Here is a 26,861-nt window from a genome sequence, read left to right on the forward strand (position 1 = left end):
GTTACGATCTCATGCTTGAGAGGGTTTGAATGTCTAAGGGCTGATGCCCCATGGAGGATGGGTGTGGTGCATGGAGCAGTCACTGCGCTGTGCTTTTGCGGCTCGCGATCTGTAGGTGGTATCTATCGGAGCCTATGTGGGGAATTCAGATTAGCGTTGTCTATATGCATATCCGGCGCACATCCCAGAATTCGGCCTGCCTTGGCATTCTCGGGACAAGCGCTTGTCTCGTTCTGTCGAGGTCTCTTCAGAGCTGCTGCGGGTGTTCTGGATTTTGAGGCGGCTGCTTTGACGCTTGGATATGGTGGTCTTGTTGCCGTCATGCTTGGCTGCTTGTGCCATGGGGGCTGCTATGGCGTACGCGATTGCCAGCAGCAGTGTGCAAAGCAGGCCCTTGGGGCGAGGAACTGAGAGGGATTGTTGGAACATGGCAGACTCCTTGCAAGGGCAGCTGAAGGATTTGGCTATTGTTGATGCTTGCTCGGGTTTGCTCTCTAGGGTTTGCCAGCGTGACCGCTTGTTTTTCTATGGGAAAGTAGGTGGCTCGTCTAGGGCGGAGCTCGCTTGATATAATCATTCGGTTTTGCATGGTGCAAGACGCACGCCGAGGCCTTTCCAGTCTGGGCGCAAGTAACCAAGGTACTCCTTGTCGGGTGCCAAATCCTAAGGAAAATCAAATGATCGCTGCCTCCATCAAGGCCGAAGTTGTCAAGGCTAACGCTCGTTCCGAAAACGACACTGGTAGCCCCGAAGTGCAAGTGGCTCTGCTGACCGCTCGCATCAACGAACTGACTCCCCACTTCAAGCAACACGCCAAGGACCACCACGGTCGCCGCGGCCTGCTGCGCATGGTGAGCCGTCGTCGCAAGCTGCTGGACTACCTGAAGGCCAAGGACGCTGACCGTTACACAGCCCTGATCGCCAAGCTGGGCCTGCGCAAGTAAGCACGGTGAGAGATCGAAACGCCTGAGTTAGATTGCCTAGCTCAGGCGTTTTTTACTTCGGAGAACGCAAAACAGAGCGAAGCTGTGTCATTCCAGTGCTGCACTATTTGTAGCATCTAGCGCCGCACTGGAATGGCATCGTGTTCTGTTTGCGCTCCAAATCAAATCTGGATGCGTGCATCCAGCTACTAAACAAGGAGTCAATATGACCATGTTCAACAAAGTCACCAAGACTTTCCAATGGGGCCAGCACACGGTCACCATGGAAACCGGCGAAATCGCCCGCCAGGCTTCCGGCGCCGTGCTGGTCAACATCGACGACACCGTGGTGCTGGCCACCGTGGTGGGTTCCAAGATCGCCAAGGCCGGGCAGGATTTCTTCCCGCTGACCGTTGACTACATCGAGAAGACCTACGCCGCAGGCAAGATCCCCGGCAGCTTCTTCAAGCGCGAAGCCAAGCCTTCCGAGCTGGAGACCCTGACCAGCCGTCTGATCGATCGCCCGATCCGCCCGCTGTTCCCCGAAGGCTTCTACAACGACGTGCACGTGGTCATCCACACCATCTCGCTGAACCCCGAAGTCGACGCCGACATCGCCGCCATGATCGCCACCTCGGCGGCTTTGGCCGTGTCCGGCCTGCCGTTCAACGGCCCCATCGGTGCGGCCCGCGTGGGTTACATCAACGGCGAATACGTGCTCAACCCCGGCCAGACCCAGCGCAAGGATTCGCAGATGGATCTGGTCGTGGCCGGTACCGAATCTGCCGTGCTGATGGTGGAATCGGAAGCCCTGCAACTGCCCGAAGAAGTGATGCTGGGCGCCGTGGTGTTTGGCCACGAGCAAGGCAAGATCGCCATCGACGCCATCCATGATCTGGTGCGCGAAGGCGGCAAGCCCGCCTGGGACTGGACCGCTCCTGCCAAGGACGAGGTCTTGATCGCCAAGGTGGCCGAGCTGGGTGAAGCCAAGCTGCGCGCAGCCTACCAAGAGCGCAACAAGCAAGTGCGCACGCACGCCTGCCGCCTGGCCTATGCCGACGTGAAGGCCGGCCTGACCGAGCAAGGCATTGCATTCGACGGCGTCAAGGTCGAAGGCATGCTGTTCGACATCGAAGCGCGCATCGTGCGCTCGCAGATTCTGGCCGGCGAGCCCCGTATCGATGGTCGCGACACCCGCACCGTGCGCCCCATCGAAATCCGCTCCTCGGTGCTGCCCCGCACTCACGGCTCGGCCCTGTTCACACGCGGCGAGACCCAGGCTCTGGTGATCTCCACGCTGGGTACCGAGCGCGATGCACAGCGCATTGACGCGCTGGCCGGCGAGTTCGAAGACCGCTTCCTGTTCCACTACAACATGCCTCCGTTTGCGACCGGCGAAGTGGGTCGCATGGGCTCGACCAAGCGCCGCGAAATCGGTCACGGCCGTCTGGCCAAGCGCGCCCTGGTGGCCTGCCTGCCTTCCAAGGAAGAGTTCCCCTACACCATTCGCGTGGTGTCGGAAATCACCGAATCCAATGGCTCCTCGTCCATGGCTTCGGTCTGCGGCGGCTGCCTGTCCATGATGGACGCCGGCGTGCCCATGAAGGCGCATGTGGCCGGTATCGCCATGGGGCTGATCAAGGAAGACAACAAGTTCGCGGTGCTGACCGACATCCTGGGTGACGAAGATCACCTGGGCGACATGGACTTCAAGGTGGCCGGCACCACCAACGGCATCACCGCCCTGCAGATGGACATCAAGATCCAGGGCATCACCAAGGAGATCATGCAGGTTGCCCTGGCCCAGGCCAAGGAAGCGCGCATGCACATCCTGGGCAAGATGCAGGAAGCCATGGGCGAAGCCAAGGCCGAGATCTCGTCCTTCGCGCCCAAGCTGTACACGATGAAGATCAACCCCGAGAAGATCCGCGACGTGATCGGCAAGGGCGGCGCCACCATCCGTGCGCTGACCGAAGAGACCGGCACCCAGATCGACATCGGCGAAGACGGCACCATCACCATCGCCTCCAGCGATGCCGCCAAGGCGGACGAAGCCAAGAAGCGCATCGAGCAGATCACGGCCGAAGTCGAAATCGGCAAGATCTACGAAGGTCCCGTGGTCAAGATCCTGGACTTCGGCGCCCTGGTCAACCTGCTGCCCGGCAAGGACGGTCTGCTGCACATCAGCCAGATCGCCCACGAGCGCGTGGAGAAGGTCACCGACTACCTGCAGGAAGGCCAAGTGGTCAAGGTCAAGGTTCTGGAAACCGACGACAAGGGCCGCGTCAAGCTGTCCATGAAGGCGCTGACCGAGCGTCCCGCCGGCCTGCCCGAGCGCGAACCCCGCGAGCCGCGTGAACCGCGCGAATACCGCGAGCGCGCTCCGCGTCAGAACCGCGAACCGCGCGAGCCCCGTGAGCCGCGCGAGAACCGCGCCGTCGCCGACGAGCAGCAGCAACAGCAGCAGCAACAGCAGCAGTAATGGCTGAGCGGGAGCCTGCCTGGGTGGCGGGCTCCCGTTTTGCTTTTGCCTGCTCATCCTGTTTTGGTAGCTGGTAGCGCTTGCTGGACAAGTGCTAGCCGGATTTCATTGTTACAGCAAGGCCCGGATATGGAACACAACACAATGCGAGCGGTGGAGATCGCCGGCTTTGGCGCGCCCGACGTGCTGCGCATGGGTGAGCGACCCATGCCCGTGGCCGGTACGGGCGAGGTGCTGATTCGCGTCGCCGCGAGCGGCATCAACCGCCCGGACGTGCTGCAGCGCAAAGGTCATTACGCGCCACCTCCTGGGGCTTCGGATCTGCCGGGGCTGGAGGTTGCGGGTGTGATTGTTGCCGGCGACGAGGCCGCCATGGCGCAAGCCGGCTTCGAGCTCGGCGACCGCGTCTGCGCGCTGGTGGCTGGCGGCGGCTATGCGCAGTACTGCGTGGCACCTGTGCCGCAGTGTCTGCCGGTGCCCGCGGGTTTCAGCGATGTGCAGGCGGCGGCCTTGCCCGAGACCTTTTTCACGGTCTGGAGCAATGTGTTCGACCGCGGCGCGCTGCAGCCCGGCGAGACCTTGCTGGTGCAGGGCGGCAGCAGCGGTATCGGCGTGACGGCGATCCAGCTGGCCAAGGCCTGGGGCGCGCAGGTCATAGTCACCGCGGGCAGCGATGCCAAGTGTGCCGACTGCCTCAAGCTTGGTGCCGACCACGCGATCAACTACAAGACGCAGGACTTTGAGGCCGAGGTGCAGCGCATCACGGCGGGCGAGGGCGTCAACGTCATCCTCGACATGGTCGCCGGAGCCTATGTGGCGCGTGAGGTGCAATGCCTGGCGGCCGACGGTCGCCTGGTCATCATTGCAGTGCAGGGCGGCGTCAAGGCGGAAATCGATGCCGGTCTGGTGCTGCGCAAGCGGCTGACCGTCACCGGTTCCACACTGCGTCCGCGGCCCGTGGCCTTCAAGGCGGCGATTGCCCAGGCGCTCAAGCGCCATGTCTGGCCCATGCTGGAATCCGGCAAGGTGCGCCCGACCATCTATCGTGAATTCGATGCTGCTGAGGCGGCGCAGGCCCATGCGCTGATGGAATCCAGCCAGCACACCGGAAAAATCGTTTTGACTTGGGAAAAATGAAGCAAAAACTCATTGTCGGCAACTGGAAGATGAATGGCAGCCTGGCTGCCAATGCGGCCTTGCTGCAGGCCATCAAGCAGGGCTTGCCTGCGGATAACAAGGCCGGCGTGGCCGTGGCTGCGCCTGCTGCATATCTGGCTCAAGTCCAGGCAGAGCTTGCGGGATCTGCTATCGGTGTGGGAGCGCAAGACGTGTCCCAGCATGAGCAGGGTGCGTTCACGGGCGAGGTTTCGGCGGCCATGCTCAAGGAGTTCGGCGTGCGCTATGTGCTGGTCGGCCACTCCGAGCGTCGCCAGTACCATGGCGAATCCGATGCAGTGGTGGCCGCCAAGGCCCAGGCCGCGCTGTCCAAGGGCATCACGCCCATCGTCTGCGTGGGCGAAACCCTGGCCGAGCGTGAAGCCGGCCAGACCGAAGCCGTGGTCAAGCGCCAGCTGGCGGCTGTGATCCATCAGGTCGGCCACTGCGTGAGCGAGCTGGTTGTGGCCTATGAGCCCGTCTGGGCCATTGGTACCGGCAAGACGGCAACGCCCGAGCAGGCTCAGCAAGTGCATGCCGTGCTGCGTGCGCAGCTGGCAGCGGCCAGCGCTCAGGCGGATCGCGTGCCTTTGCTCTACGGCGGCAGCATGAATGCGGCCAATGCGGCGCAATTGCTGGCTCAGCCGGATATCGACGGCGGCCTGATCGGCGGTGCGGCCCTCAAGGCGCCCGATTTCCTCGCCATTGTTGCGGCAGCGCAATAATTCGTTTGCGCTGCATTCTGGAAATGCGGCGCGCCATGATTACGATTGATAGGTTTTGATATGAACGTCTTATCCAGCGTCATTCTCGCGGTCCAGATGCTGGCCGCTCTGGGCATGATCGGCCTGATTCTTGTGCAGCACGGCAAGGGTGCCGATATGGGGGCCTCCTTCGGTAGCGGTTCTTCGGGCAGCCTGTTTGGCGCCTCGGGCAGTGCCAACTTCCTGTCGCGCACCACGGCAGTCCTGGCCAGCGTGTTCTTTGTGGCGACCCTGGCCCTGGCCTATATGAGCAATTTCCGCCCCGCGAGCTCCGGCAGCGTGCTGGAAGGTGCTCCGGTGTCGGCTCCGGCGCCTGCACAGTCCGCTCCCGCAGCACCGGCAGCGGCTTCCGACGAAGCTGCCGTGCCTGCGCCTGCCGCCCCGGCGGAAGGTGCGGCCCAGATTCCGACAAAATAATTTAGAGAAAAGCTTGAGGGACCCCGGAATCAGGGGTTTTTCAGGCTAGAATCTAGGGATTGTCTGGGGATCAGAATCTTTGCAACGAAGGTTCCAGGGGTTGCCGGACTTTGAGACGAAGCCGTCGTGGTGGAATTGGTAGACACGCTATCTTGAGGGGGTAGTGGCGAAAGCTGTGCGAGTTCGAGTCTCGCCGACGGCACCAACACATAACTAGAAGCCTGCCCTGCTGATCAGGCAGTGATCGGTGAGGCATGTTTCCAAAACAAGGCCCACTCGATGAACATCGATCAGTACCTTCCCGTTCTCTTGTTCATTCTCATTGGCATGGCTGTGGGCGTGGTGCCCTTGGCGCTCGGCTACGTGCTGGGTCCCAACCGCCCGGACGCCGCCAAGAACTCTCCCTACGAATGCGGTTTCGAGGCGTTTGAAGACGCGCGCATGAAATTCGACGTGCGCTACTACCTCGTCGCCATCCTCTTCATCCTGTTTGATTTGGAAATCGCATTCCTGCTGCCCTGGGCTGTCGCACTCAAGGAAGTCGGCGGCGCGGGTTTTGTTGCTGTCCTGATCTTCCTGGCGATTCTGGTCGTGGGCTTTGCCTACGAGTGGAAAAAAGGCGCCCTGGACTGGGAATAAGCAGCTTTTCTGAGGAAACACGATGATCGAAGGCGTGATGAAGGAAGGCTTCGTCACCACCAGTTATGACACGGTGGTGAACTGGGCCAAGACAGGGTCTATCTGGCCCATGACATTTGGCCTGGCCTGCTGTGCGGTGGAGATGATGCACGCAGCGGCGGCCCGTTATGACATTGGCCGCTTCGGCTCCGAAGTGTTCCGTGCCAGCCCCCGTCACTCGGACCTGATGATTGTTGCCGGCACGCTGTGCAACAAGATGGCTCCGGCCATGCGCAAGGTCTACGACCAGATGTCGGAGCCGCGCTGGGTGATTTCCATGGGCTCCTGCGCTAATGGCGGTGGTTACTACCACTACAGCTACTCGGTGGTGCGCGGTTGCGACCGCATCGTTCCCGTGGACGTCTATGTGCCTGGTTGCCCCCCGACAGCGGAAGCGCTGATCTACGGCATCATTCAGCTGCAGCAGAAGATCCGCCGTACCCACACCATCGCTCGCGTTTAAAGGGCTGAGATGACTGCAATTGCTATTCACCCCGAAAAGCTTCGGGATGTGGTGTCTGCTGCCCTGGGCGACAAGGCCCGCAGCGTCACTCTGGCATACAACGAGGTGACGGTAGAGGTCGCTGCCGACCAGTATCTGGACGTGATGCAGATCCTGCGCGATGCGCCCGGCTGCAAGTTCGAGATGCTGCTGGATCTGTGCGGCGTGGATTATTCGAGCTACGCGGAAGTCGGCAAGGACGGTCCGCGTTTCGCCGTGGTCTCGCACCTGATGTCCCTGACGCTGAACCAGCGTCTGCGCGTGCGCGTGTTCTGCCCCGATGACGACCTGCCCGTGGTCGCTTCGGTCAACCCGATCTGGAACTCGGCCAACTGGTTCGAGCGCGAAGCCTTCGACCTGTTCGGCATCGTGTTCGACGGCCATGAAGACCTGCGCCGCATCCTGACCGACTACGGCTTCATCGGCCACCCCTTCCGCAAGGATTTCCCCTTGTCCGGTTATGTGGAAATGCGCTACGACGCTGAGCAGCAACGTGTGGTCTACCAGCCTGTCACGATCGAGCCGCGCGAAATCACGCCGCGCATCATCCGTGAAGAAAACTATGGCGGAGGCCTGCACTGAGGGCGCGTCAGCGCCTTTGACGGAAGACCATGGCTGAAATCAAGAACTACTCCCTGAACTTTGGTCCGCAGCACCCGGCCGCGCACGGCGTGCTGCGCTTGGTGCTGGAGCTCGATGGCGAGGTGGTGCAGCGCGCCGACCCGCATATCGGCCTGCTGCACCGTGCCACCGAGAAGCTGGCCGAGAGCAAGACCTATATCCAGTCGCTGCCCTATATGGACCGCCTGGACTACTGCTCGATGATGTGCAACGAGCACGCCTACTGCCTGGCCATCGAGAAGCTGATGGGCATCGAAGTGCCTATCCGCGCCCAGTACATCCGCGTGATGTTCTCGGAAATCACCCGCATCATGAATCACCTGATGTGGCTGGGTTCCTCGGGCAACGACGCGGGCAGCTCCACCATCCTGATCTACACCTTCCGTGAGCGTGAAGCGCTGATGGACATGTACGAGGCAGTGTCGGGCGCGCGCATGCACGCGGCCTACTTCCGCCCCGGCGGCGTGTACCGCGACCTGCCGGACAGCATGCCCCAGTACAAGGCCAGCAAGGTGCGCAATGTGCGCTCCATGGAGGCCATGAACGAAGACCGCCACGGCTCGCTGCTGGACTTCATCGACGCCTTCACCCAGCGCTTCCCCAAGTGCGCCGACGAATACGAGACCCTGCTCACCGACAACCGCATCTGGAAGCAGCGCAACGTCGGCATCGGCGTGGTGTCGGCAGAGCGTGCCATCAATCTGGGCCTGACCGGCCCGATGCTGCGCGGCTCCGGCCTGGCCTGGGACATGCGCAAGACGCAGCCCTACGAGGTCTACGACAAGCTGGACTTCGACATCCCCGTGGGCAAGACCGGCGACTGCTACGACCGCTATCTGGTGCGCGTGGCCGAAATGCGCGAGTCCAACAAGATCATCAAGCAGTGCGTGGACTGGCTGCGCGCCAATCCCGGCCCGGTGATCACGGACAACCACAAGGTTGCGCCCGCAAGCCGCGAAGCCATGAAGTCCAACATGGAAGAGCTGATCCACCACTTCAAGCTCTTTACCGAGGGCTTCAAGGTTCCCGAAGGCGAGGCCTATGCCTCTGTCGAACACCCCAAGGGCGAGTTCGGCATTTATTTGATCAGCGATGGCGCCAACAAGCCCTATCGCCTGAAGATTCGTCCACCAGGATTCGTGCACCTGGCAGCTCTCGATGAGATGAGCCGCGGTCACATGCTGGCTGACGCCGTGATGGTGCTCAGTACCCTGGACATCGTGTTTGGAGACGTTGACCGATGATTACCGAAGCGACCAGAGAGCGCTTTGCGCGTGAGGTGGCCAAGTATCCGGCTGAACAGAAACAGTCTGCCGTCATGGCCTGCCTGTCCATCGTGCAGCAGGAGCAGGGCTGGGTGAGCCAGGAGAGCGAGGCCGTGATTGCCGAGGTCCTGGGCATGCCCGAGATTGCGGTGCACGAAGTCACCACCTTCTACAACATGTACAACCAGCAGCCCGTTGGCAAGTACAAGCTCAACGTCTGCACCAATCTGCCCTGCCAGCTGCGCGACGGCTACAAGGCCTTGCACCATCTGGAGCACAAGCTGGGCATCAAGATGGGCGAGACCACGGCCGACGGCCTGTTCACGCTGCAGCAGTCGGAGTGCCTGGGCGCCTGCGCCGATTCGCCGGTGATGCTGGTGAACGACCGCTGCATGTGCAGCTTCATGAGCAACGAGAAGCTCGACGAGCTGGTGGACGGCCTGCGCGCTGCGGAGGGCAAGGCATGAGCGACATCATGAACGCTGCAGCCCATTCGGTGCTCAGCAAGTTTGCCTCGACCGGCGTCGAGACCTGCTTCCACGATCGCCACATCAACCCGCAGATCTATGCGGGTCTGGACGGCAGCAACTGGTCCATCAAGGACTACGAAGCGCGCGGCGGCTATCAGGCCCTGCGCAAGCTGCTGGGCAAGGACGGCGGCGAAGGCCTGACACAGGATCAGGTCATCGCGACCATGAAGGAATCCGGTCTGCGCGGCCGCGGCGGCGCGGGCTTTCCCACGGGCCTGAAGTGGAGCTTCATGCCCCGCCAGTTCCCCGGCCAGAAGCACCTGGTGTGCAACTCGGACGAGGGCGAGCCCGGTACCTGCAAGGACCGCGACATCCTGATGTTCAACCCCCATATCGTCATCGAAGGCATGATCATTGCCGCGTATGCGATGGGCATCAGCGTCGGCTACAACTACATCCACGGCGAGATCTTCCAGGTCTACGACCGCTTCGAAGCCGCTCTGGAAGAGGCCCGTGCGGCCGGCTATCTGGGCGACAACATCCTGGGCAGCAGCTTCAGCTTCCAGCTGCATGCGCACCATGGCTTCGGCGCCTACATCTGCGGCGAGGAAACCGCGCTGCTGGAATCGCTGGAAGGCAAGAAGGGCCAGCCCCGCTTCAAGCCGCCATTCCCGGCCAGCTTCGGTCTGTACGGCAAGCCCACGACCATCAACAACACCGAAACCTTTGCGGCCGTTCCCTGGATCATCCGCAACGGCGGCCAGGCTTATCTCGAATGTGGCAAGCCCAACAACGGTGGCACCAAGATCTTCTCGGTCAGCGGTGACGTGAACCTGCCCGGCAACTACGAAGTCCCGCTGGGCACGCCCTTCAGCAAGCTGCTGGAGCTGGCGGGCGGCGTGCGCACCGGCCGCAAGCTCAAGGCCGTGATTCCCGGCGGCTCGTCTTCGCCCGTGCTGCCCGCCGACGTCATCATGGAATGCACGATGGACTACGACTCCATCTCCAAGGCCGGCTCCATGCTGGGTTCGGGCGCCGTGATCGTGATGGACGATTCGCGCGACATGGTCGAGAGCCTGCTGCGCCTGTCGTACTTCTATTCGCACGAGTCCTGCGGCCAGTGCACGCCCTGCCGTGAAGGCACGGGCTGGCTGTGGCGCGTGGTGAACCGTATTCAGCACGGCCAAGGCCGTCCGGAAGATATCGAGCTGTTGGACTCGGTATCCGTGAACATCATGGGCCGCACCATCTGTGCGCTCGGCGATGCGGCAGCCATGCCGGTGCGCGCCATGATCAAGCACTTCCGCCACGAGTTTGAAGCGAAGATCCAGAACGCTTCCAAGCAGGCTGCATAAGCGCCTGATCGCGAGACAAGCATATGGTTGAAATTGAACTGGACGGAAAAAAGGTGGAGGTCTCGGAAGGCAGCATGGTCATGCATGCTGCCGAGAAGGCCGGCTCCTATATTCCTCACTTCTGCTACCACAAGAAGCTCTCCATTGCGGCCAACTGCCGCATGTGCCTTGTGGACGTTGAAAAGGCTCCCAAGCCCATGCCTGCCTGCGCCACGCCCGTGACGCAAGGCATGATCGTGCGCACCAAGAGCGACAAGGCCATCAAGGCCCAACAGTCGGTGATGGAGTTCCTGCTCATCAATCACCCGCTGGACTGCCCCATCTGCGACCAGGGTGGCGAATGCCAGCTGCAGGATCTGGCAGTGGGCTATGGCAGCAGCAGCTCGCGCTACGAAGAAGAAAAGCGCGTGGTGTTCCACAAGAACGTGGGCCCGCTGATTTCCATGGAGGAAATGAGCCGCTGCATCCACTGCACACGTTGCGTGCGCTTCGGCCAGGAAGTGGCCGGCGTGATGGAACTGGGCATGATCCATCGCGGCGAGCATTCCGAGATCACCACCGTGGTCGGCGATACCGTGGATTCCGAGCTGTCGGGCAATATGATCGACATCTGCCCCGTGGGCGCGCTGACCAGCAAGCCTTTCCGCTACAGCGCCCGTACCTGGGAACTGTCGCGCCGCAAGTCGGTTTCGCCGCACGATTCCACAGGTGCCAACCTGATCGTGCAGGTCAAGAACCACAAGGTCATGCGCGTCGTACCCTTCGAAAACGAAGAGGTCAACGAGTGCTGGATTGCCGACCGCGACCGCTTCTCCTATGAAGCGCTGAATAGCGACGAGCGCCTCACCAAGCCCATGCTCAAGCAGGGCGGAGCCTGGAAGGAAGTCGACTGGCAGACCGCGCTGGAGTACGTGGCCAACGGCCTGCAGCAGATCAAGAGCGAGCATGGCGCGAACGCCATCGGCGCTCTGGTGAGCCCGCACAGCACGCTGGAAGAGCTGTTCCTGGCCGCCAAGCTGGTGCGCGGCATCGGCAGCGAAAACATCGACTACCGCCTGCGCAATGCCGAGTTCACGGCCGCCCAGGGCGTGCAGTGGCTGGGCCTGCCCATCGCGGCGCTGAGCAATCTGCAATCGGCCCTGGTCGTGGGTTCCAACCTGCGCAAGGATCATCCGCTGTTTGCCCAGCGTATCCGCCAGGCGGCCAAGAAGGGCTGCAAGGTCTTCGCCATCAACGAGCGCGTGTATGACTGGGCTCTGCCCGTCACCGCATCGGTGGTCGCGGCCTCCGACTGGGCTCAGGCTCTGGCCGATGTGGCCGCAGCCGTGGCCGAGGCCAAGGGCGTGAGCGCTCCCGTGGCGGGTCAGGCCCATGGCGAAGCCAAGGCGATTGCTGCGGCGCTGCTGGCCGGCGAGCAAAAGGCCGTGTTGCTGGGCAACGCCGCCGCTCACCACGGCCAGGCGTCCGCACTGCTGGCTCTGGCCAACTGGATCGCCGAGCAGACCGGTGCCGCCGTCGGCTACCTGACCGAAGCGGCCAACACCGTGGGCGCGCAATGGGTCAAGGCGACTCCGGGCGCCAACGGCCAGAATGCGGCCCAGATGCTGGCAGGCGGCCTGAAGGCTGCCATCCTGCTGAACAACGAACCCGAGTTCGACAGCGCTGCAGGCAAGGCTGCCGTGGCTGGCCTGAACAAGGCGCAGATGGTGGTGACGCTGAGCCCGTTCAAGGCCAACATGGAATTCAGCGACGTGCTGCTGCCCATCGCGCCGTTCACCGAAACCTCCGGCAGCTTCGTGAATGCCGAAGGCCGCGTGCAGAGCTTCCACGCCGTGGTCAAGCCTCTGGCCGATACCCGTCCCGCCTGGAAGGTGCTGCGCGTGCTGGCCAATCTGCTGGGCGTCTCCGGTATCGACTACGAGACATCGCAGGATGTGCTGGCCGCAGTGGCCGGCAGTGCGACCCAGGTGCCCGCCGCCGTGCTGAGCAACGCTGCCAAGTCTGCGGCCGCGGAGCCTGCCGCCAACCTGGCGGCCCCGGTGGTGGCCAGCATTTACCAGCTCGACAGCATTGTGCGCCGCGCAACGTCGCTGCAATTGACGGCAGATGCCCGTCAGGTTCGTGAGGGAGGCGCCGCATGATCGACGCATTGAAAGCCTGGGGCCTGGGCTTGTCCACGGCCCCCTTCTGGACCGATGTGGCCTGGCCCGTCATCTGGATTCTGCTGGGCATCGTGGCCATCGTGGCTCCGCTGATGGGCGCCGTGGCTTATCTGACGCTGTGGGAGCGCAAGCTCCTGGGCTTTATGCAGATTCGCCTGGGTCCCAACCGCGTGGGTCCTTCGGGCCTGCTGCAGCCTCTGGCCGACGGCCTGAAGCTGCTGACCAAGGAACTGATCCAGCCCACGGCAGCCGCCAAGGGCCTGTTCTACGTCGGCCCCGTCATGGCCATCATGCCGGCCCTGGCCGCCTGGGTGGTGATTCCGTTTGCCCCCGATGTGGCGCTGGCCAATGTGAACGCCGGTCTGCTGCTGCTGATGGCCATCACTTCGATAGAAGTCTATGGCGTGATCATCGCGGGCTGGGCCTCGAACTCCAAGTACGCCTTCCTCGGCGCGCTGCGTGCCTCGGCACAGATGGTGAGCTACGAAATCGCGCTGGGCTTCTGCTTCCTGGTCGTGATCATGGTGACGGGCAGCATGAATCTGTCGGCCATCGTGATGAGCCAGGCCCAGGGCCAGTTCGCCTCCATGGGCATGAGCATCCTGTCCTGGAACTGGCTGCCGTTGCTGCCCATCTTCATCGTCTACCTGATCTCGATCGTGGCCGAAACCAACCGTCACCCGTTTGACGTGGTCGAAGGCGAAGCCGAAATCGTGGCCGGTCACATGGTCGAGTACTCGGGCATGGGCTTTGCGGTCTTCTTCCTGGCCGAATACGCGAGCATGTGGCTGGTCTCCATCCTGGGCGTGATCATGTTCCTGGGCGGCTGGCTGCCTCCGTTCGACTTCCTGGGCTTCATCCCGGGCTGGATCTGGCTGGCCATCAAGACCTTCCTCGTGGTGTCGTGCTTCATCTGGATTCGCGCTACCTTCCCGCGCTTCCGTTATGACCAGATCATGCGTCTGGGCTGGAAGATCTTCATTCCCGTCACTCTGGTGTGGCTGGTGGTAGTGGGTGCCTGGCTGTACTCGCCCTGGAACATCTGGAAATAAGCGGAGTACGTATGTCTGCAGTCGCTGCAACTCCTTTCTCCTTCAAGGATTTTCTCAAGAGCTTCATGCTCTGGGAACTGGCCAAGGGCATGGCCCTGACCGGCCGTTACACCTTCCGTCGCAAGATCACGGTGCAGTTCCCCGAGGAAAAAACCCCTCAGTCGCCACGCTTCCGTGGCCTGCACGCCCTGCGCCGCTATGAAAACGGCGAAGAGCGCTGCATTGCCTGCAAGCTGTGCGAAGCCGTGTGCCCGGCCATGGCCATCACCATCGAGTCGGATGTGCGTGATGACGGTTCGCGCCGTACCACGCGCTACGACATCGATCTGACCAAGTGCATCTTCTGCGGCTTCTGCGAGGAAAGCTGCCCGGTGGACTCCATCGTGGAGACGCACATCTTCGAATACCACGGCGAAAAGCGCGGTGACCTCTACTTCACCAAGGACATGCTCCTGGCAGTGGGTGACCGTTATGAAGCCGAGATCGCTGCCAACAAGGCGGCAGATGCCAAGTACCGCTGAAGCGGCTCCTTGATCACTTGAAAAGATTCGATCCATGGACGCCAAAACTGGTTTTTTCTATCTGTTCTCGGCTGTGCTGCTGTTTGCAGCCTTCCGCGTGGTCACGGCGCGCAACCCTGTGCACGCCGTGCTCAATCTGATTCTGGCCTTCTCCCAGGCAGCGGCCATCTGGCTGCTGCTCAAGGCTGAGTTCCTCGGTATCGCCCTGGTGCTGGTGTACCTAGGCGCCGTGATGGTGCTGTTCCTGTTCGTGGTGATGATGCTGGACATCCGCATCGATTCGCTGCGACGCGGCTTCTGGAAGCATTTCCCGTTCGCGGCGCTGATCGGCGTGCTGATCGCCTTCGAAATGGGCATGGTGCTGATGGGCGGTTTCGGCGATGTCGAAGACGTCAAGGCCGCTGGCGCGACCATGGTCAATGCAGCCGGTCAGACCGTTCCTTACTCGAACACCCAGGCGCTGGGCAAGCTGCTGTACACGGAGTACCTGTACCCCGTGGAGATCGCGGCCGTGATCCTGCTGGTGGCCATGATTGCCGCGATTGCCCTGACGCTGCGCAAGCGCAAGGACAGCAAGGCCATGAATCCCGCCGACCAGGTCCGGGTGCGCGCCTCCGACCGCATCCAGCTGGTCAAGGTCGCCCCCACCAAGCCTGCCCAACAACCTGACGCCGAAGTAGCCGCGGCGCCTGCTGTGGAGACAAAAGCATGACGCTGACTTTGGGCCACTTCCTGACGCTGGGTGCAATGCTGTTTGCACTCGCCGTGGTTGGCATTTTTCTGAACCGCAAGAACCTGATCGTCTTGCTCATGGCCATCGAGCTGATGCTGCTGGCCGTGAACATGAACTTCGTGGCGTTTTCCAGCTATCTGGGCGACATGCACGGCCAGGTGTTCGTGTTTTTCATCCTGACGGTGGCCGCTGCTGAATCGGCCATCGGTCTGGCGATCTTGGTGCTGCTGTTCCGTAACAAGAGCAGTATCAATGCGGAAGATCTCAACGCCCTCAAGGGTTGAGTCCGCCGTAACTTGCAAGGTTCTCAAGAATGAGTCAAACCCTTTCTGCATCCATGCTGCTTGCGGTGCCGCTGGCCCCGCTGGCAGGCTCCGCGCTCGCGGGTATCTGGGGCACCGCCTTCGGTGGCAACAAGATCGGCCGTACCGGCAGCCATTCGCTGACGATTCTGAGCGTGCTCGTGGCCTTCATCCTGTCGGTCATCGTGTTCCAAAGCGTGATCGTCGACGGTGCCCGCTTCGACCAGGCCATCTACACCTGGATGGAGGTCGGCGGCCTGAAGATGGAAGTCGGTTTCCTGATCGACTCCCTGACGGCCATGATGATGTGCGTGGTGACCTTTGTGTCGCTGATGGTGCACATCTACACCATTGGCTATATGGCCGAGGATGACGGCTACGACCGCTTCTTCTCGTACATCTCGCTGTTCACCTTCTCGATGTTGATGCTCGTCATGAGCAACAACCTGCTGCAGCTGTTCTTCGGCTGGGAAGCCGTGGGCCTGGTGTCCTATCTGCTGATCGGCTTCTACTTCAAGAAGGAATCGGCCATCTTCGCCAACATGAAGGCCTTCCTGGTCAACCGCGTGGGCGACTTCGGCTTCATCCTCGGCATTGGCCTGATCGCTGCCTACACCGGCACGCTGAGCTACGCGGAAATCTTCGCCAAGCTGCCCGAGCTGCAGACCGCCGTCATGCCCGGCACCGGCTGGGCCATCGTGACCGTTGCAGCGATCTGCCTGTTCGTGGGCGCCATGGGCAAGTCGGCCCAGTTCCCGCTGCATGCCTGGCTGCCCGATTCGATGGAAGGCCCGACCCCCATCTCGGCACTGATCCACGCCGCCACCATGGTGACGGCCGGCATCTTCATGGTCTCGCGCATGTCGCCGCTGTATGAGCTGTCGGACACGGCGCTGAACCTGATCCTGGTGATCGGCTCCATCACGGCGCTGTTCATGGGTATCCTGGGCATCATCCAGAACGACATCAAGCGCGTGATCGCGTACTCCACGCTGTCGCAGCTGGGCTACATGACCGTGGCCCTGGGCGTGTCGGCCTACTCGGTGTCCGTGTTCCACCTGATGACCCACGCCTTCTTCAAGGCCCTGCTGTTCCTCGGCGCTGGTTCGGTCATCATGGGCATGCACCACAACCAGGACATCCGCTGGATGGGCGGCGTGCGTAAGTACATGCCCATCACCTGGATCACCTTCCTGCTGGGCAATCTGGCGCTGATCGGCACACCGTTCTTCGCCGGCTTCTACTCCAAGGACGCCATCATCGAAGCGGTGCAGGCATCGCATCTGCCCGCGGCCGGCTTTGCCAGCTTCGCGGTGCTGGCCGGCGTGTTCATCACTGCCTTCTACTCCTTCCGTCTGTACTTCATCGTCTTCCACGGCAAGGAGCGCTACGACCAGAACCCCGATGCGCATCACGATGACCACCATGCTCATGACGACCACCACGGCCATGGCCACGATGCCAAGCCCCATGAGTCGCCTGCTGTCGTGTGGGTGCCGCTGGTCCTGCTGGCCATTCCCTCGGTGGTGATCGGCGCCATGGCGCTGGACACCATGGTGCTCGGCGACTTCTTCAAGGGCGCGATCTTCATCGACGGCGCCAAGCACCATGCGATGGCCGAACTGGCCGAGGAAATCCACGGCTGGGTGCCCATGGCTCTGCACGGCTTCACGGCCGCGCCGTTCTGGCTGGCCCTGGCGGGTGTGCTGGTGTCCTATGTGTTCTACATGGTCAAGCCCGAGATTCCTGCGGCCATCATGGCCTTCTCCAAGAAGATCGGTCTGTACCAGGTGCTGGAAGGCAAGTACGGCGTGGACTGGGTCTACGAGAACATCTTCGCCCGCGGTGCCCGTGCCTTCGGTACCTTCTTCTGGAAGGTCGGCGATCAGGCCATCATCGATGGCGCCATCGTCAACGGTTCCTGGAAGCTCATGGCCAAGTTCGGCCAGTGGGTGCGCGGCCTGCAGTCGGGCTATCTCTATCACTATGCGTTGGTCATGCTGCTGGGTATCGTTGCCCTCATGACGTACTTCGTGTGGCTCAACAAGTAGTAGGGGAAGAACAAAAATGGGTTTGTTGAGTCTTTCTATCTGGGTGCCGATCATTTTCGGCGCCCTCCTGCTGGCCTTGGGCCGCGAAGGGCAGGCCAACGCGGTGCGCTGGCTGGCCCTGATCGGTTCGCTGATCGGCTTTGCGGTGACCGTGCCGCTGATCACCGGCTTCGATACCACGACGGCGAATATGCAGTTCGTGGAGAACGCGCTCTGGATCGAGCGCTTCAACATCCACTACCACCTGGGCGTGGATGGCATCTCCATGTGGTTCATTCCGCTGACGGCCTTCATCACCGTGCTGGTGGTGATCGCTTCGTGGACCAACATCACCGAGCGCGTGAACCAGTACATGAGCGCGTTCCTGATCCTCTCGGGTCTGATGATCGGCGTGTTCGCGGCGCTGGACGGCATGCTGTTCTACGTGTTCTTCGAAGCCACGCTGATTCCGATGTATCTGATCATCGGTATCTGGGGCGGCCCGAACAAGATCTACGCGGCTTTCAAGTTCTTCCTCTACACCTTGCTGGGCTCGCTGCTCACGCTGGTGGCCCTGATCTATCTGTACACCCAGTCGGGCGGCAGCTTCGAGATCCTGGACTGGCACAAGCTGCCGCTGTCCGGCACGGCGCAGACGCTGATCTTCTTTGCCTTCTTCGCGGCCTTTGCGGTGAAGGTGCCGATGTTCCCGGTGCACACCTGGCTGCCCGATGTGCACGTGGAAGCGCCTACCGGCGGTTCCGCCGTGCTGGCCGCCATCATGCTGAAGCTGGGCGCCTATGGTTTCCTGCGTTTCTCGCTGCCCATCGCTCCCGATGCCGCACATGAGTGGTCCGGCCTGATCATCGCGCTGTCGCTGATCGCCGTGATATACGTGGGCGTGGTGGCCCTGGTGCAGAAGGACATGAAGAAGCTGGTGGCTTATTCGTCCGTGGCCCACATGGGCTTCGTGACCCTGGGCTTCTTCATGTTCAACGACCTGGGCATCTCCGGCGGCCTGGTGCAGATGATTGCCCACGGCTTTGTCTCGGGCGCCATGTTCCTGTGCATCGGCGTGCTCTACGACCGCGTGCATTCGCGTGACATCGCTGCCTACGGCGGCGTGGTCAACACCATGCCCAAGTTCGCGGCCTTCGCGCTGCTGTTCGCCATGGCCAACTGCGGTCTGCCCGCCACGGCCGGCTTCGTCGGCGAGTGGATGGTGATCCTGGGCGCCGTGCAATACAACTTCTGGATCGGCCTGGGCGCTGCCACGGCCCTGATCTTCGGTGCCGCCTACACGCTGTGGATGTACAAGCGCGTGTACCTGGGCGCCGTGGCCAACGACCATGTGGCCGAACTCAAGGACATCGATTGCCGCGAGTTCCTGGTGCTGGGCGTGCTGGCCGTGGCCGTGCTGGTCATGGGCCTGTATCCCAAGCCCTTCACGGATGTGATGGATGTGTCTGTGGCTGAGCTCATCAAGCATGTGGCTGTGAGCAAGCTCAACTGACCAGACTGAAACGAGAGACACGAGATGATTGACAACATCAGCTGGCTGGCGATCTACCCGGAGATCACTCTCCTGGTCATGGCCTGCGTCATTGCCTTGGTGGACTTGGGCGTGAAAAGCGCCCGCCGCACCGGCACCTATGTTCTGACCATGCTCACCCTGCTTGTCGTGGCGGTGATGCAAGGCATGTATGCCGCAAGCGGCAATACCTTCTACGGCTGGGGCAACATGGTTGTCTCGGACGCCATGGGCAACTGGCTCAAGTGCTTTGCGACCATCGCCATGATGGTCACCATGGTCTATGGCCGCCCCTATGCGGCCGAGCGCGACATGCTGCGCGGCGGCGAGTTCTTCACGCTGTCCATGCTGGCTCTGCTGGGCATGTTCGTCATGATCAGCGGCAACAACTTCCTGGTCCTGTATCTGGGCCTGGAACTGCTGACCCTGTCCAGCTATGCGCTGGTGGCTCTGCGCCGCGACCACACCGTGTCCGTCGAAGCCGCCATGAAGTACTTCGTGCTGGGCGCCATGGCTTCGGGCTTCCTGCTGTACGGCATGTCCATGCTCTACGGCGCGACCGGCTCGCTGGACATCGGCGAAGTGTTCAAGGCCATCAACTCCGGCCAGATCAAGCACCAGGTGCTGGTCTTCGGTCTGGTCTTCGTGGTCGCTGGTCTGGCTTTCAAGCTGGGCGTGGTGCCCTTCCACATGTGGGTGCCCGACGTCTACCAGGGCGCTCCCACGGCCATCACGGCCCTGATCGGCGGCGCGCCCAAGCTGGCCGCGTTCGCGATCGCCATCCGCCTGCTGGTGGACGGCCTGCTGCCCCTGGCCATCGACTGGCAGCAGATGCTGATGGTGCTGGCCGTGTGCTCGCTGCTCGTGGGTAACCTCGCGGGTCTGCAGCAGACCAACATCAAGCGCATGCTGGCCTACTCGACGATTTCCCAGATGGGCTTTGTGCTGCTGGGCCTGATGTCGGGCGTGGTCGACGGCAAAGTGGACCCCGCCACCGTCGAGAACGCTTACAGCTCGGCCATGTTCTACGTTGTGACCTATGTGCTGACGGCGCTGGCCTCCTTCGGCGTGATCCTGCTGCTGGCCCGCGAAGGCTTTGAAAGCGAAGAGATCGCCGACCTGTCCGGCCTGAACCAGCGCAGCCCGCTGTATGCCGGCGTGATGTCCATCTGCCTGTTCTCCATGGCGGGTCTTCCTCCGCTGGTCGGCTTCTATGCCAAGCTGTCCGTGCTGCAGGCCCTGGTGGCTTCCGGCAGCAGCCTGTACATCGGCCTGGCGGTGTTCGCCGTGATCATGTCGCTGATCGGCGCCTTCTATTACCTGCGCGTGGTCAAGGTCATGTACTTTGATGCTCCAATCACCGCTACCAGCGTGTCCGCCTCCCTGGACGTGCGCGTGGTGCTGACCATCAACGGTGCGCTGGTTCTGCTGCTGGGCATTCTGCCCGGCGGACTGATGGCCTTGTGCGCTGACGCCGTCGTGCGTGCCCTGGCCTCCTGATGACGAACGCGGTGAGGGCTGGAGCCCTCACCGCTTTTTCTAGGAATGGCTTAGCGTGTCTATTACCGCTTCTATCTGGCTCATCATCTTGGCTGCCCTTGTGGCAGCCAATTTGCCTTTTATCAACCAGCGTCTGGCCATCGTCGGCCCCGTCATGCCGGGGCGCAAGCCGCTGTGGCTGCGGCTGATCGAGATGTTGGTGCTGTATCTGCTCGTGGGCGGGCTCGGCATGCTGCTGGAGCACCGCGCAGGCCAGAATTCTCCCCAAGGCTGGGAGTTTTATGCCATCACTGCTACGCTGTTCCTGACGCTGGCATTTCCCGGCTTTGTGTACCGCTACCTTGTTCATCGCAAGGGCTGAGTTGCGCTCATGAAAGTGCTTGATCTTCATTGTCCGGCAGGCCATCTCTTCGAGGGCTGGTTTGCGTCGGAAGATGATTTTCAAAGCCAGCTGCAGCGCCGGCTGGTGCAATGCCCTGTGTGCGGCGACAGCCATGTGAGCAAGCGCCTGAGTGCACCGCGCCTGAATCTGGGCGCCCAGCCGCCCAGGGCCGCACCCCAGCCCCAGGAGGCGCAGCCGCGGCCGCCGATGCCCGAAGCCAGCCCCGAGGCGCGCGAGCGGCTGCAAGCTATGCAGGCGGCCTGGATACAGTGGTCGCGCAAGGTGGCGGAAAACACCGAAGACGTGGGCAAGAAGTTTGCCGAGGAAGCGCGGCGCATCCATTACGGTGAAACCGAGGAACGCGCGATCCGCGGTCAGACCAGCGCCGAGGAGGCCGTGGAATTGCTGGAGGAGGGCATCGGCGTGCTGCCGCTGGTCCTGCCGGAATCCGCGGGCGGCGGCAGCCTGCAATAACCCCGTGTCCTGAAAGGCCGGCCAGGGTCAAGCCCCGGCCGGCCTTTGCTGTTTTCAGGATTTCGATAGCTGCCTGCGCTTGCTCTGTCTCTGTTTCATGCTGAAAACTGCATGTGTCAATTGCTTGTCGGGTGCAGCCAGCTCTTCAAACAATAGCGCTCGATGCTGAGCTTTGTCGCTGCGTGGATTTTTCGGCGACAAATGCCAAGCATATTTGCGCTGGCAGAGCTAGTAACCCAGCTCTGGGTCCGGGTATTGAGGGGCCGAGGGTTTACCTTGTCAGGGTTTAGGCCGGTGCGCATCAACTGCTGCCCGGCAAGCCTCTCATGAGCTATCAAAATTAATAGCGTCAGACGCTTGTCCATAGTCCGTTTGGACCATGTTCTATGCGTGAGTGCAGCCTGAGTCTCGGGCGCCTATGACAGCCTGGTTCGCCGAGCATCGCCGGCGCCGAGTGTTAGCGCATGCTTGTCGCAGTGCTCGCATATTTGCTGGCCCATCAGGGAAAACATGAGCACGGTCCGGCGCCAGACCTAGGAGTTTCCCCCTGCGGCAGTGCAGCATGGCGGCCCAAGATGCCAGACCAAGAGGGAGGGCGCGTCGCAAGCTGCGTCCTGTCATTTGTTTTGCAGCACTCAGGACTGACGGCCAGCGCATGAGCGACCTAATTCTCCAAACCAGCCAACTCACCAAAGAGTTCAAGGGCTTCACGGCCGTCAGCAAGGTGGATCTGGCCGTCCGGCGCGGCTCCATCCACGCGTTGATCGGACCCAATGGCGCGGGCAAGACCACCTGCTTCAATCTGCTGACCAAGTTTCTCAAGCCCACTTCGGGCAGCATCCGCTTCAACGACGTGGACATCACCCACGAGGCGCCGGCCCAGATTGCGCGCCGTGGCGTGATCCGCTCCTTCCAGATTTCGGCGGTCTTTCCGCACTGCACCCTGCTGGAGAACGTGCGCATAGGCCTGCAGCGCCAGCTGGGCACGGCGTTTCATTTCTGGACCAGCGAGAACACCCTGAACCGTCTCAACGACCGCGCCATGGAGCTGTTGACCGAGGTGGGCCTGCAGGACATGGCCGACGAGGTCACCGTGAATCTGCCCTATGGCCGCAAGCGTGCGCTGGAGATCGCCACCACGCTGGCCATGGAGCCCGAGCTCATGCTGCTCGACGAGCCTACCCAGGGCATGGGCCACGAGGACGTGGACCGCGTGACCCAGCTGATCAAAAAGGTCTCGGCCGGCCGCACCATCCTCATGGTCGAGCACAACATGAAGGTCATCTCCACGATTGCCGACCGCATCACGGTGCTGCAGCGCGGCGCGGTGCTGGCCGAGGGCGGCTACGAAGAGGTGTCGCGCAATCCCCAGGTCATGGAAGCCTATATGGGCACTACCGAAGGCCAGCTGCAGGGAGCGCATTGAGATGCAGCACCCCCTGAGTCGCTGCGCGCCTTCCCCCTCTCTCGCTACGCGGGAGGGGGACAACGCCTTGCTGCGGGGCGGCCCTTGCTCGGCGTTTCTGGTTGGGATCGTGCCGGTTTTGAGTGATATGCCTTGGACAGACGAACAATGAATAAAACAAGCACTCCGGCGCTGGAGATCAAGGGGCTGAACGCCTGGTATGGCGAATCCCATGTGCTGCACGGCATGGACCTGGTGGTCCAGCCCGGCGAGGTGGTCACGCTGCTGGGCCGCAATGGCGCGGGGCGCACCTCCACGCTGCGCGCCGTCATGGGGCTCACGGGTGCGCGCAAGGGCTCGATCAAGATCAACGGTGTCGAGACCGTCCACCTGCCCACGCACAGGATCGCCCACCTGGGCGTCGGCTATTGCCCCGAGGAGCGCGGCATTTTCTCCAGCCTGTCCTGCGAGGAAAACCTGATGCTGCCGCCGCCGCTCAAGACCGGCGAGGCCGGCATGAGCATCGCCGAGATCTACGAGATGTTCCCCAATCTCTACGAGCGTCGCCAGAGCCAGGGCACGCGGCTGTCGGGCGGCGAGCAGCAGATGCTGGCCGTGGCCCGCATTCTGCGCACGGGCGCGCGGCTGCTGCTGCTCGACGAGATTTCCGAGGGCCTGGCGCCCGTGATCGTGCAGGCGCTGGCGCGCATGATCACCACGCTGCGCGCCAAGGGCTATACGGTGGTCATGGTGGAGCAGAACTTCCGTTTTGCGGCGCCGCTGGCCGACCGCTTCTATGTGGTCGAGCACGGCCATGTGGTGGAGCGCTTCGGCTCTGCCGAGCTGGACGCCAAGATGCCCGTGCTCAACGAGCTGCTGGGCGTCTGAGCCCCGCGCCTAGATTTTTCTTCAAGACCAAGAACCCCAACCAGGAGACAGTGATGAAAGCAAAACTGAGTGTTCTCGCGTGCATGCTGGCCGCAGCAGGCTTGGCCAGCCCTCTGGCCCAGGCCCAGGAAAAAGTGAAGATCGGTTTTGTCACCGATATGTCCAGTCTCTATGCCGACGTGGAAGGCAAGAACGCCGTGATCGCGATGCAGATGGCGATCGACGACTTCGGAGGCAAGGTGCTGGGCCAGCCCATCGAGCTGTTGAGCGCCGATCACCAGAACAAGGCCGACATCGCGGCCAGCAAGGCCCGCGAATGGGTGGACACCCAGGGCGTGACCATGCTCTTCGGCGGCACCAACTCCGGCACGGCCCTGGCCATGGCCAAGGTGGCCCAGGAAAAGAAGCGCGTGTTCTTCGACAGCGGCGCGGGCTCCTCGGCACTGACCAACGAGCAGTGCAGCCCCTATACCGTGCACTATGCCTACGACACCGTGGCCCTGGCCAAGGGCACGGGCAGCGCCGTGGTGGGCCGCGGCGGCAAGACCTGGTTCTTTCTGACGGCAGACTACGCTTTCGGCCACTCGCTGGAGAACGATACCGCGGCCGTGGTCAAGGCCAGCGGCGGCCAGGTGCTGGGCTCGGTCAAGCACCCGCTCAATGCCACGGATTTCTCTTCCTTCCTGCTGCAGGCGCAGAACTCCAAGGCCCAGGTGCTGGGTCTGGCCAATGCGGGCGGCGACTTCATCAACAGCGTCAAGGCCGCGCGCGAGTTCGGCATCAACAAGACCATGAAGACCGCCGGTCTGCTGGTGTTCCTGTCCGATATCCACAGCCTGGGCCTGAAGAACACCGCGGGCCTGCTGCACACCGTGAGCTGGTACTGGGACATGAATGACGAGTCGCGCAAGTTCGCGAGCAAGTTCATGGCCAAGACCAAGCGCATGCCCACCGACATCCATGCGGCTGACTACTCGGCGGTGATGAACTATCTGAAGGCCGTGGAAGCCGTCAAGAGCACCGATTCCGACAAGGTGATGGCCTACCTCAAGAGCCACCCCCTCAACGACTTCTACGGCAAGGGCGTGATCCGTCCCGACGGCCGCTATGCGCACGACATGTATCTGGTGGAGGTCAAGAACCCTTCCGAATCCCAGAAGCCCTGGGACTATCTGAAGGTTCTGCAGACCCTGCCGGCCGATACGGTCTGGACCACCAAGGCCGAAAGCAAGTGCGCGCTCTGGAAATAAGCGCTCAGCCAACGGTCTGATGCACACCCCACACCCACCAGCGTATCTCTCATGGAAATCTTCGGCGTTTCATTGCCCGGCCTGATGAGCCAGCTCCTTCTGGGGCTGGTCAACGGTTCGTTCTACGCAATTCTGAGTCTGGGCCTGGCCGTGATCTTCGGCCTGCTCAATGTCATCAACTTTGCGCACGGCGCACTGTTCATGCTGGGTGCGATGTGCACCTGGATGGCCATGAGCTATTTCGGCATCAACTACTGGGTGATGCTGATCCTGTCGCCCGTGCTGGTGGGGATTCTGGGGGTGCTGATAGAGCGCTTTTTGCTGCGCTGGATCTACAAGCTCGACCACCTCTACGGCCTGTTGCTGACGCTGGGGCTGTCGCTGCTGATCGAGGGCGTGTTCCGCTCCATCTACGGCGTTTCCGGCCTGGGCTACGACACGCCCGAGCTGCTCGAAGGCGCCACCAATCTGGGCTTTATGATCCTGCCCAATTACCGCGCCTGGGTGGTGCTGGCTTCGGTGGCGGTCTGCATCGCCACCTGGTTCGTGATCGAGAAGACCCGCATCGGTGCCTATCTGCGCGCCGGCACCGAGAACCCGCGCCTGGTCGAGGCCTTCGGCGTCAATGTGCCGGTGATGATCACGCTCACCTATGCGTTCGGCGCGGCGCTGGCCGCCTTCGCCGGCGTGCTGGCCGCACCCGTGTATCAGGTCACGCCGCTGATGGGGCAGAACCTCATCATCGTGGTGTTCGCCGTGGTGGTGATCGGCGGCATGGGCTCCATCATGGGCTCCATCCTCACCGGCCTGGCACTCGGAGTGATAGAAGGCCTGACCAAGGTGTTCTGGCCCGAAGCCTCGTCCACGGTCGTGTTCTTCATCATGGTCATTGTTTTGCTGATTCGCCCCGCTGGCCTGTTCGGTAAAGAAAAATAAGAGGGGCAGACATGAAATCCCAAACGCTTGTTCAACGCATTGCGCCCCTGGGCTACGGCCTGCTGCTGCTGGGGCTGGTTGCCGCACCTTTTCTGGGTGCCTATCCGGTGTTCGTGATGAAGCTCATGTGCTTCGCGCTGTTCGCCTCGGCCTTCAATCTGCTGCTGGGCTATACGGGTCTGCTGTCCTTCGGGCACGCGGCTTTTCTGGGCGGTGCGGCCTATGTGGCCGGCTATACCGTCAAGGCCTGGGGCTTCACGCCCGAGATCGGCATGCTGCTGGGCACGCTGGTCGGCGCCCTGCTGGGCCTGGTCTTTGGCTGGCTGGCCATCCGCCGCCAGGGGATCTACTTCTCCATGATCACGCTGGCCGTGGCGCAGATGCTGTTCTTCGGCGCGCTGCAAGCGCCGTTCACGGGCGGCGAGGACGGCCTGCAGGGCGTGCCGCGCGGCAAGCTGTTCGGCGTCATCGACCTGAGCAGCGACCTGGTCATGTACTACGTGGCCCTGGCCATCGTGGTGCTGGCTTTTCTGCTCATTGTGCGCACCATCCATTCGCCGTTCGGCCAGGTGCTCAAGGCCATCAAGGAAAACGAGCCGCGCGCCATCTCGCTGGGCTATGACGTCAACCGCTTCAAGCTGCTGGCCTTTGTGATCTCGGCGGCCCTGACCGGTCTCGCGGGCTCGCTGAAGACCGTGGTCCTGGGTTTCGCCACTCTCTCCGACGTGCACTGGACCACCTCGGGCCATGTGATTCTGATGACGCTGATGGGCGGCCTGGGCACGCTGTCCGGCCCCATCGTGGGCTCGGCCGTGGTGGTGGCGCTGGAGAACAAGATCGGCGACTTCGGCAGCTTCCTGGCGCGCACCACGGGCATAGACTGGTTCTCCACGCTGGGCGAGTCGGTCACCATAGTCACGGGTCTGATCTTTGTGCTGTGCGTGCTGCTGTTCCGCAAGGGCATCATGGGCGAGCTGATCGCTTGGCTGCAGCGCCGCAAGTGAAACCCTTGGCCGGATGACAGAGGGCTGCAGCTTGCAGCCCTTTTTGTTTGTACGGCGCT

At 62.1% G+C, this 26,861-nt stretch carries 27 protein-coding genes and 1 tRNA gene; 27 read left to right on the forward strand and 1 reads right to left on the reverse strand.

Annotation, left to right across the window (positions count from 1 at the left end; genetic code table 11):
* Positions 1-150: 150 nt before the first annotated feature.
* Positions 151-429 carry a hypothetical protein gene (locus AB6724_RS00760; RefSeq protein WP_369336592.1) on the reverse strand — a complete coding sequence of 93 codons (279 nt, stop codon included), beginning with the start codon at positions 427-429 and terminating at the stop codon, positions 151-153.
* Positions 430-677: 248 nt separating this feature from the next.
* Between AB6724_RS00760 and rpsO the strand changes: the two genes are divergently transcribed.
* From rpsO to AB6724_RS00895, 27 genes are all read left to right on the forward strand, one after another.
* Positions 678-944, forward strand: a complete 267-nt coding sequence (gene rpsO, locus AB6724_RS00765; protein WP_369336593.1) for a 30S ribosomal protein S15 — start codon at positions 678-680, stop codon at positions 942-944.
* 205 nt (positions 945-1,149) lie between these two features.
* The gene (gene pnp, locus AB6724_RS00770; RefSeq protein ID WP_369336594.1) at positions 1,150-3,405 is read left to right on the forward strand and encodes a polyribonucleotide nucleotidyltransferase; all 2,256 of its coding nucleotides are present in this window, start codon (positions 1,150-1,152) and stop codon (positions 3,403-3,405) included.
* A gap of 144 nt (positions 3,406-3,549) precedes the next feature.
* The gene (locus AB6724_RS00775; protein ID WP_369336728.1) at positions 3,550-4,542 is read left to right on the forward strand and encodes an NAD(P)H-quinone oxidoreductase; all 993 of its coding nucleotides are present in this window, start codon (positions 3,550-3,552) and stop codon (positions 4,540-4,542) included.
* A complete protein-coding gene (gene tpiA / locus AB6724_RS00780) occupies positions 4,539-5,285 on the forward strand; it encodes a triose-phosphate isomerase (RefSeq protein ID WP_369336595.1) in 747 nt (248 codons plus the stop codon). Before AB6724_RS00775 ends, tpiA begins: the two co-directional genes overlap by 4 nt.
* A gap of 60 nt (positions 5,286-5,345) precedes the next feature.
* Complete coding sequence (gene secG / locus AB6724_RS00785) at positions 5,346-5,741, forward strand: preprotein translocase subunit SecG (RefSeq protein ID WP_369336596.1); 396 nt, start codon at positions 5,346-5,348, stop codon at positions 5,739-5,741.
* 120 nt (positions 5,742-5,861) lie between these two features.
* A tRNA-Leu gene (locus AB6724_RS00790) sits at positions 5,862-5,946 on the forward strand.
* 74 nt (positions 5,947-6,020) lie between these two features.
* Positions 6,021-6,380, forward strand: a complete 360-nt coding sequence (locus tag AB6724_RS00795) for an NADH-quinone oxidoreductase subunit A (RefSeq protein ID WP_218242775.1) — start codon at positions 6,021-6,023, stop codon at positions 6,378-6,380.
* 22 nt (positions 6,381-6,402) lie between these two features.
* On the forward strand, positions 6,403-6,882 hold the full coding sequence (locus AB6724_RS00800; protein WP_003057832.1) for a NuoB/complex I 20 kDa subunit family protein: 480 nt from the start codon (positions 6,403-6,405) through the stop codon (positions 6,880-6,882).
* 9 nt (positions 6,883-6,891) lie between these two features.
* Entirely contained in the window at positions 6,892-7,503 is a 612-nt protein-coding gene (locus tag AB6724_RS00805; protein ID WP_369336597.1) for an NADH-quinone oxidoreductase subunit C, read from the forward strand.
* 29 nt (positions 7,504-7,532) lie between these two features.
* The gene (locus tag AB6724_RS00810) at positions 7,533-8,786 is read left to right on the forward strand and encodes an NADH-quinone oxidoreductase subunit D (protein ID WP_369336598.1); all 1,254 of its coding nucleotides are present in this window, start codon (positions 7,533-7,535) and stop codon (positions 8,784-8,786) included.
* Entirely contained in the window at positions 8,783-9,274 is a 492-nt protein-coding gene (nuoE, locus tag AB6724_RS00815; RefSeq protein ID WP_369336599.1) for an NADH-quinone oxidoreductase subunit NuoE, read from the forward strand. The genes AB6724_RS00810 and nuoE overlap by 4 nt, the downstream gene beginning before the upstream one ends.
* Positions 9,271-10,632, forward strand: a complete 1,362-nt coding sequence (gene nuoF, locus AB6724_RS00820) for an NADH-quinone oxidoreductase subunit NuoF (RefSeq protein WP_369336600.1) — start codon at positions 9,271-9,273, stop codon at positions 10,630-10,632. The genes nuoE and nuoF overlap by 4 nt, the downstream gene beginning before the upstream one ends.
* Positions 10,633-10,655: 23 nt before the next feature.
* The gene (nuoG, locus tag AB6724_RS00825; protein ID WP_369336601.1) at positions 10,656-12,773 is read left to right on the forward strand and encodes an NADH-quinone oxidoreductase subunit NuoG; all 2,118 of its coding nucleotides are present in this window, start codon (positions 10,656-10,658) and stop codon (positions 12,771-12,773) included.
* Entirely contained in the window at positions 12,770-13,846 is a 1,077-nt protein-coding gene (nuoH, locus tag AB6724_RS00830; protein ID WP_369336602.1) for an NADH-quinone oxidoreductase subunit NuoH, read from the forward strand. Before nuoG ends, nuoH begins: the two co-directional genes overlap by 4 nt.
* A gap of 11 nt (positions 13,847-13,857) precedes the next feature.
* Positions 13,858-14,367, forward strand: a complete 510-nt coding sequence (gene nuoI, locus AB6724_RS00835) for an NADH-quinone oxidoreductase subunit NuoI (RefSeq protein WP_003057824.1) — start codon at positions 13,858-13,860, stop codon at positions 14,365-14,367.
* Between the two features lie 34 nt (positions 14,368-14,401).
* Positions 14,402-15,079: an NADH-quinone oxidoreductase subunit J gene (locus AB6724_RS00840; protein ID WP_369336603.1), complete on the forward strand. Its 678-nt coding sequence runs from the start codon at positions 14,402-14,404 to the stop codon at positions 15,077-15,079.
* Positions 15,076-15,384, forward strand: coding sequence for an NADH-quinone oxidoreductase subunit NuoK (gene nuoK, locus AB6724_RS00845; RefSeq protein ID WP_369336604.1), 309 nt, complete (start codon positions 15,076-15,078; stop codon positions 15,382-15,384). The genes AB6724_RS00840 and nuoK overlap by 4 nt, the downstream gene beginning before the upstream one ends.
* A 29-nt stretch (positions 15,385-15,413) precedes the next feature.
* Positions 15,414-17,453: an NADH-quinone oxidoreductase subunit L gene (nuoL, locus tag AB6724_RS00850; protein ID WP_369336605.1), complete on the forward strand. Its 2,040-nt coding sequence runs from the start codon at positions 15,414-15,416 to the stop codon at positions 17,451-17,453.
* Between the two features lie 16 nt (positions 17,454-17,469).
* Entirely contained in the window at positions 17,470-18,945 is a 1,476-nt protein-coding gene (locus AB6724_RS00855) for an NADH-quinone oxidoreductase subunit M (protein ID WP_369336606.1), read from the forward strand.
* 24 nt (positions 18,946-18,969) lie between these two features.
* A complete protein-coding gene (gene nuoN / locus AB6724_RS00860) occupies positions 18,970-20,463 on the forward strand; it encodes an NADH-quinone oxidoreductase subunit NuoN (protein WP_369336607.1) in 1,494 nt (497 codons plus the stop codon).
* Between the two features lie 55 nt (positions 20,464-20,518).
* On the forward strand, positions 20,519-20,824 hold the full coding sequence (locus tag AB6724_RS00865; protein WP_369336608.1) for a DUF2818 family protein: 306 nt from the start codon (positions 20,519-20,521) through the stop codon (positions 20,822-20,824).
* Between the two features lie 9 nt (positions 20,825-20,833).
* On the forward strand, positions 20,834-21,319 hold the full coding sequence (locus AB6724_RS00870) for a DUF1178 family protein (RefSeq protein WP_369336609.1): 486 nt from the start codon (positions 20,834-20,836) through the stop codon (positions 21,317-21,319).
* 655 nt (positions 21,320-21,974) lie between these two features.
* Entirely contained in the window at positions 21,975-22,745 is a 771-nt protein-coding gene (locus AB6724_RS00875) for an ABC transporter ATP-binding protein (RefSeq protein ID WP_369336610.1), read from the forward strand.
* 147 nt (positions 22,746-22,892) lie between these two features.
* Positions 22,893-23,612: an ABC transporter ATP-binding protein gene (locus AB6724_RS00880; protein WP_369336611.1), complete on the forward strand. Its 720-nt coding sequence runs from the start codon at positions 22,893-22,895 to the stop codon at positions 23,610-23,612.
* A 53-nt stretch (positions 23,613-23,665) separates the two neighbouring features.
* The gene (locus tag AB6724_RS00885) at positions 23,666-24,862 is read left to right on the forward strand and encodes an ABC transporter substrate-binding protein (RefSeq protein WP_369336612.1); all 1,197 of its coding nucleotides are present in this window, start codon (positions 23,666-23,668) and stop codon (positions 24,860-24,862) included.
* Positions 24,863-24,913: 51 nt separating this feature from the next.
* Positions 24,914-25,798, forward strand: a complete 885-nt coding sequence (locus tag AB6724_RS00890; protein ID WP_369336613.1) for a branched-chain amino acid ABC transporter permease — start codon at positions 24,914-24,916, stop codon at positions 25,796-25,798.
* Positions 25,799-25,809: 11 nt separating this feature from the next.
* Complete coding sequence (locus tag AB6724_RS00895) at positions 25,810-26,802, forward strand: branched-chain amino acid ABC transporter permease (protein WP_369336614.1); 993 nt, start codon at positions 25,810-25,812, stop codon at positions 26,800-26,802.
* The last annotated feature ends 59 nt before the right edge of the window (positions 26,803-26,861 follow it).

It is taken from the genome of Comamonas guangdongensis, from assembly GCF_041079535.1.
In the GTDB taxonomy this organism is placed as follows: domain Bacteria; phylum Pseudomonadota; class Gammaproteobacteria; order Burkholderiales; family Burkholderiaceae_C; genus Comamonas; species Comamonas guangdongensis.

Excerpts from the sequence above, each read along its gene's own strand:
- AB6724_RS00795 (WP_218242775.1), top strand. The coding sequence starts at position 6,021 with ATGAACATCGATCAGTACCTTCCCGTTCTCTTGTTCATTCTCATTGGC.
- rpsO (WP_369336593.1), top strand. The coding sequence starts at position 678 with ATGATCGCTGCCTCCATCAAGGCCGAAGTTGTCAAGGCTAACGCTCGT.
- nuoF (WP_369336600.1), top strand. The coding sequence starts at position 9,271 with ATGAGCGACATCATGAACGCTGCAGCCCATTCGGTGCTCAGCAAGTTT.
- AB6724_RS00895 (WP_369336614.1), top strand. The coding sequence starts at position 25,810 with ATGAAATCCCAAACGCTTGTTCAACGCATTGCGCCCCTGGGCTACGGC.
- AB6724_RS00760 (WP_369336592.1), bottom strand. The coding sequence starts at position 429 with ATGTTCCAACAATCCCTCTCAGTTCCTCGCCCCAAGGGCCTGCTTTGC.
- AB6724_RS00870 (WP_369336609.1), top strand. The coding sequence starts at position 20,834 with ATGAAAGTGCTTGATCTTCATTGTCCGGCAGGCCATCTCTTCGAGGGC.
- secG (WP_369336596.1), top strand. The coding sequence starts at position 5,346 with ATGAACGTCTTATCCAGCGTCATTCTCGCGGTCCAGATGCTGGCCGCT.
- AB6724_RS00880 (WP_369336611.1), top strand. The coding sequence starts at position 22,893 with ATGAATAAAACAAGCACTCCGGCGCTGGAGATCAAGGGGCTGAACGCC.
- pnp (WP_369336594.1), top strand. The coding sequence starts at position 1,150 with ATGACCATGTTCAACAAAGTCACCAAGACTTTCCAATGGGGCCAGCAC.
- AB6724_RS00855 (WP_369336606.1), top strand. The coding sequence starts at position 17,470 with ATGGGTTTGTTGAGTCTTTCTATCTGGGTGCCGATCATTTTCGGCGCC.
- AB6724_RS00810 (WP_369336598.1), top strand. The coding sequence starts at position 7,533 with ATGGCTGAAATCAAGAACTACTCCCTGAACTTTGGTCCGCAGCACCCG.
- AB6724_RS00840 (WP_369336603.1), top strand. The coding sequence starts at position 14,402 with ATGGACGCCAAAACTGGTTTTTTCTATCTGTTCTCGGCTGTGCTGCTG.
- AB6724_RS00800 (WP_003057832.1), top strand. The coding sequence starts at position 6,403 with ATGATCGAAGGCGTGATGAAGGAAGGCTTCGTCACCACCAGTTATGAC.
- nuoH (WP_369336602.1), top strand. The coding sequence starts at position 12,770 with ATGATCGACGCATTGAAAGCCTGGGGCCTGGGCTTGTCCACGGCCCCC.
- AB6724_RS00805 (WP_369336597.1), top strand. The coding sequence starts at position 6,892 with ATGACTGCAATTGCTATTCACCCCGAAAAGCTTCGGGATGTGGTGTCT.
- nuoK (WP_369336604.1), top strand. The coding sequence starts at position 15,076 with ATGACGCTGACTTTGGGCCACTTCCTGACGCTGGGTGCAATGCTGTTT.
- tpiA (WP_369336595.1), top strand. The coding sequence starts at position 4,539 with ATGAAGCAAAAACTCATTGTCGGCAACTGGAAGATGAATGGCAGCCTG.
- nuoL (WP_369336605.1), top strand. The coding sequence starts at position 15,414 with ATGAGTCAAACCCTTTCTGCATCCATGCTGCTTGCGGTGCCGCTGGCC.
- AB6724_RS00885 (WP_369336612.1), top strand. The coding sequence starts at position 23,666 with ATGAAAGCAAAACTGAGTGTTCTCGCGTGCATGCTGGCCGCAGCAGGC.
- nuoI (WP_003057824.1), top strand. The coding sequence starts at position 13,858 with ATGTCTGCAGTCGCTGCAACTCCTTTCTCCTTCAAGGATTTTCTCAAG.
- nuoG (WP_369336601.1), top strand. The coding sequence starts at position 10,656 with ATGGTTGAAATTGAACTGGACGGAAAAAAGGTGGAGGTCTCGGAAGGC.
- AB6724_RS00775 (WP_369336728.1), top strand. The coding sequence starts at position 3,550 with ATGCGAGCGGTGGAGATCGCCGGCTTTGGCGCGCCCGACGTGCTGCGC.
- nuoN (WP_369336607.1), top strand. The coding sequence starts at position 18,970 with ATGATTGACAACATCAGCTGGCTGGCGATCTACCCGGAGATCACTCTC.
- AB6724_RS00875 (WP_369336610.1), top strand. The coding sequence starts at position 21,975 with ATGAGCGACCTAATTCTCCAAACCAGCCAACTCACCAAAGAGTTCAAG.
- nuoE (WP_369336599.1), top strand. The coding sequence starts at position 8,783 with ATGATTACCGAAGCGACCAGAGAGCGCTTTGCGCGTGAGGTGGCCAAG.
- AB6724_RS00890 (WP_369336613.1), top strand. The coding sequence starts at position 24,914 with ATGGAAATCTTCGGCGTTTCATTGCCCGGCCTGATGAGCCAGCTCCTT.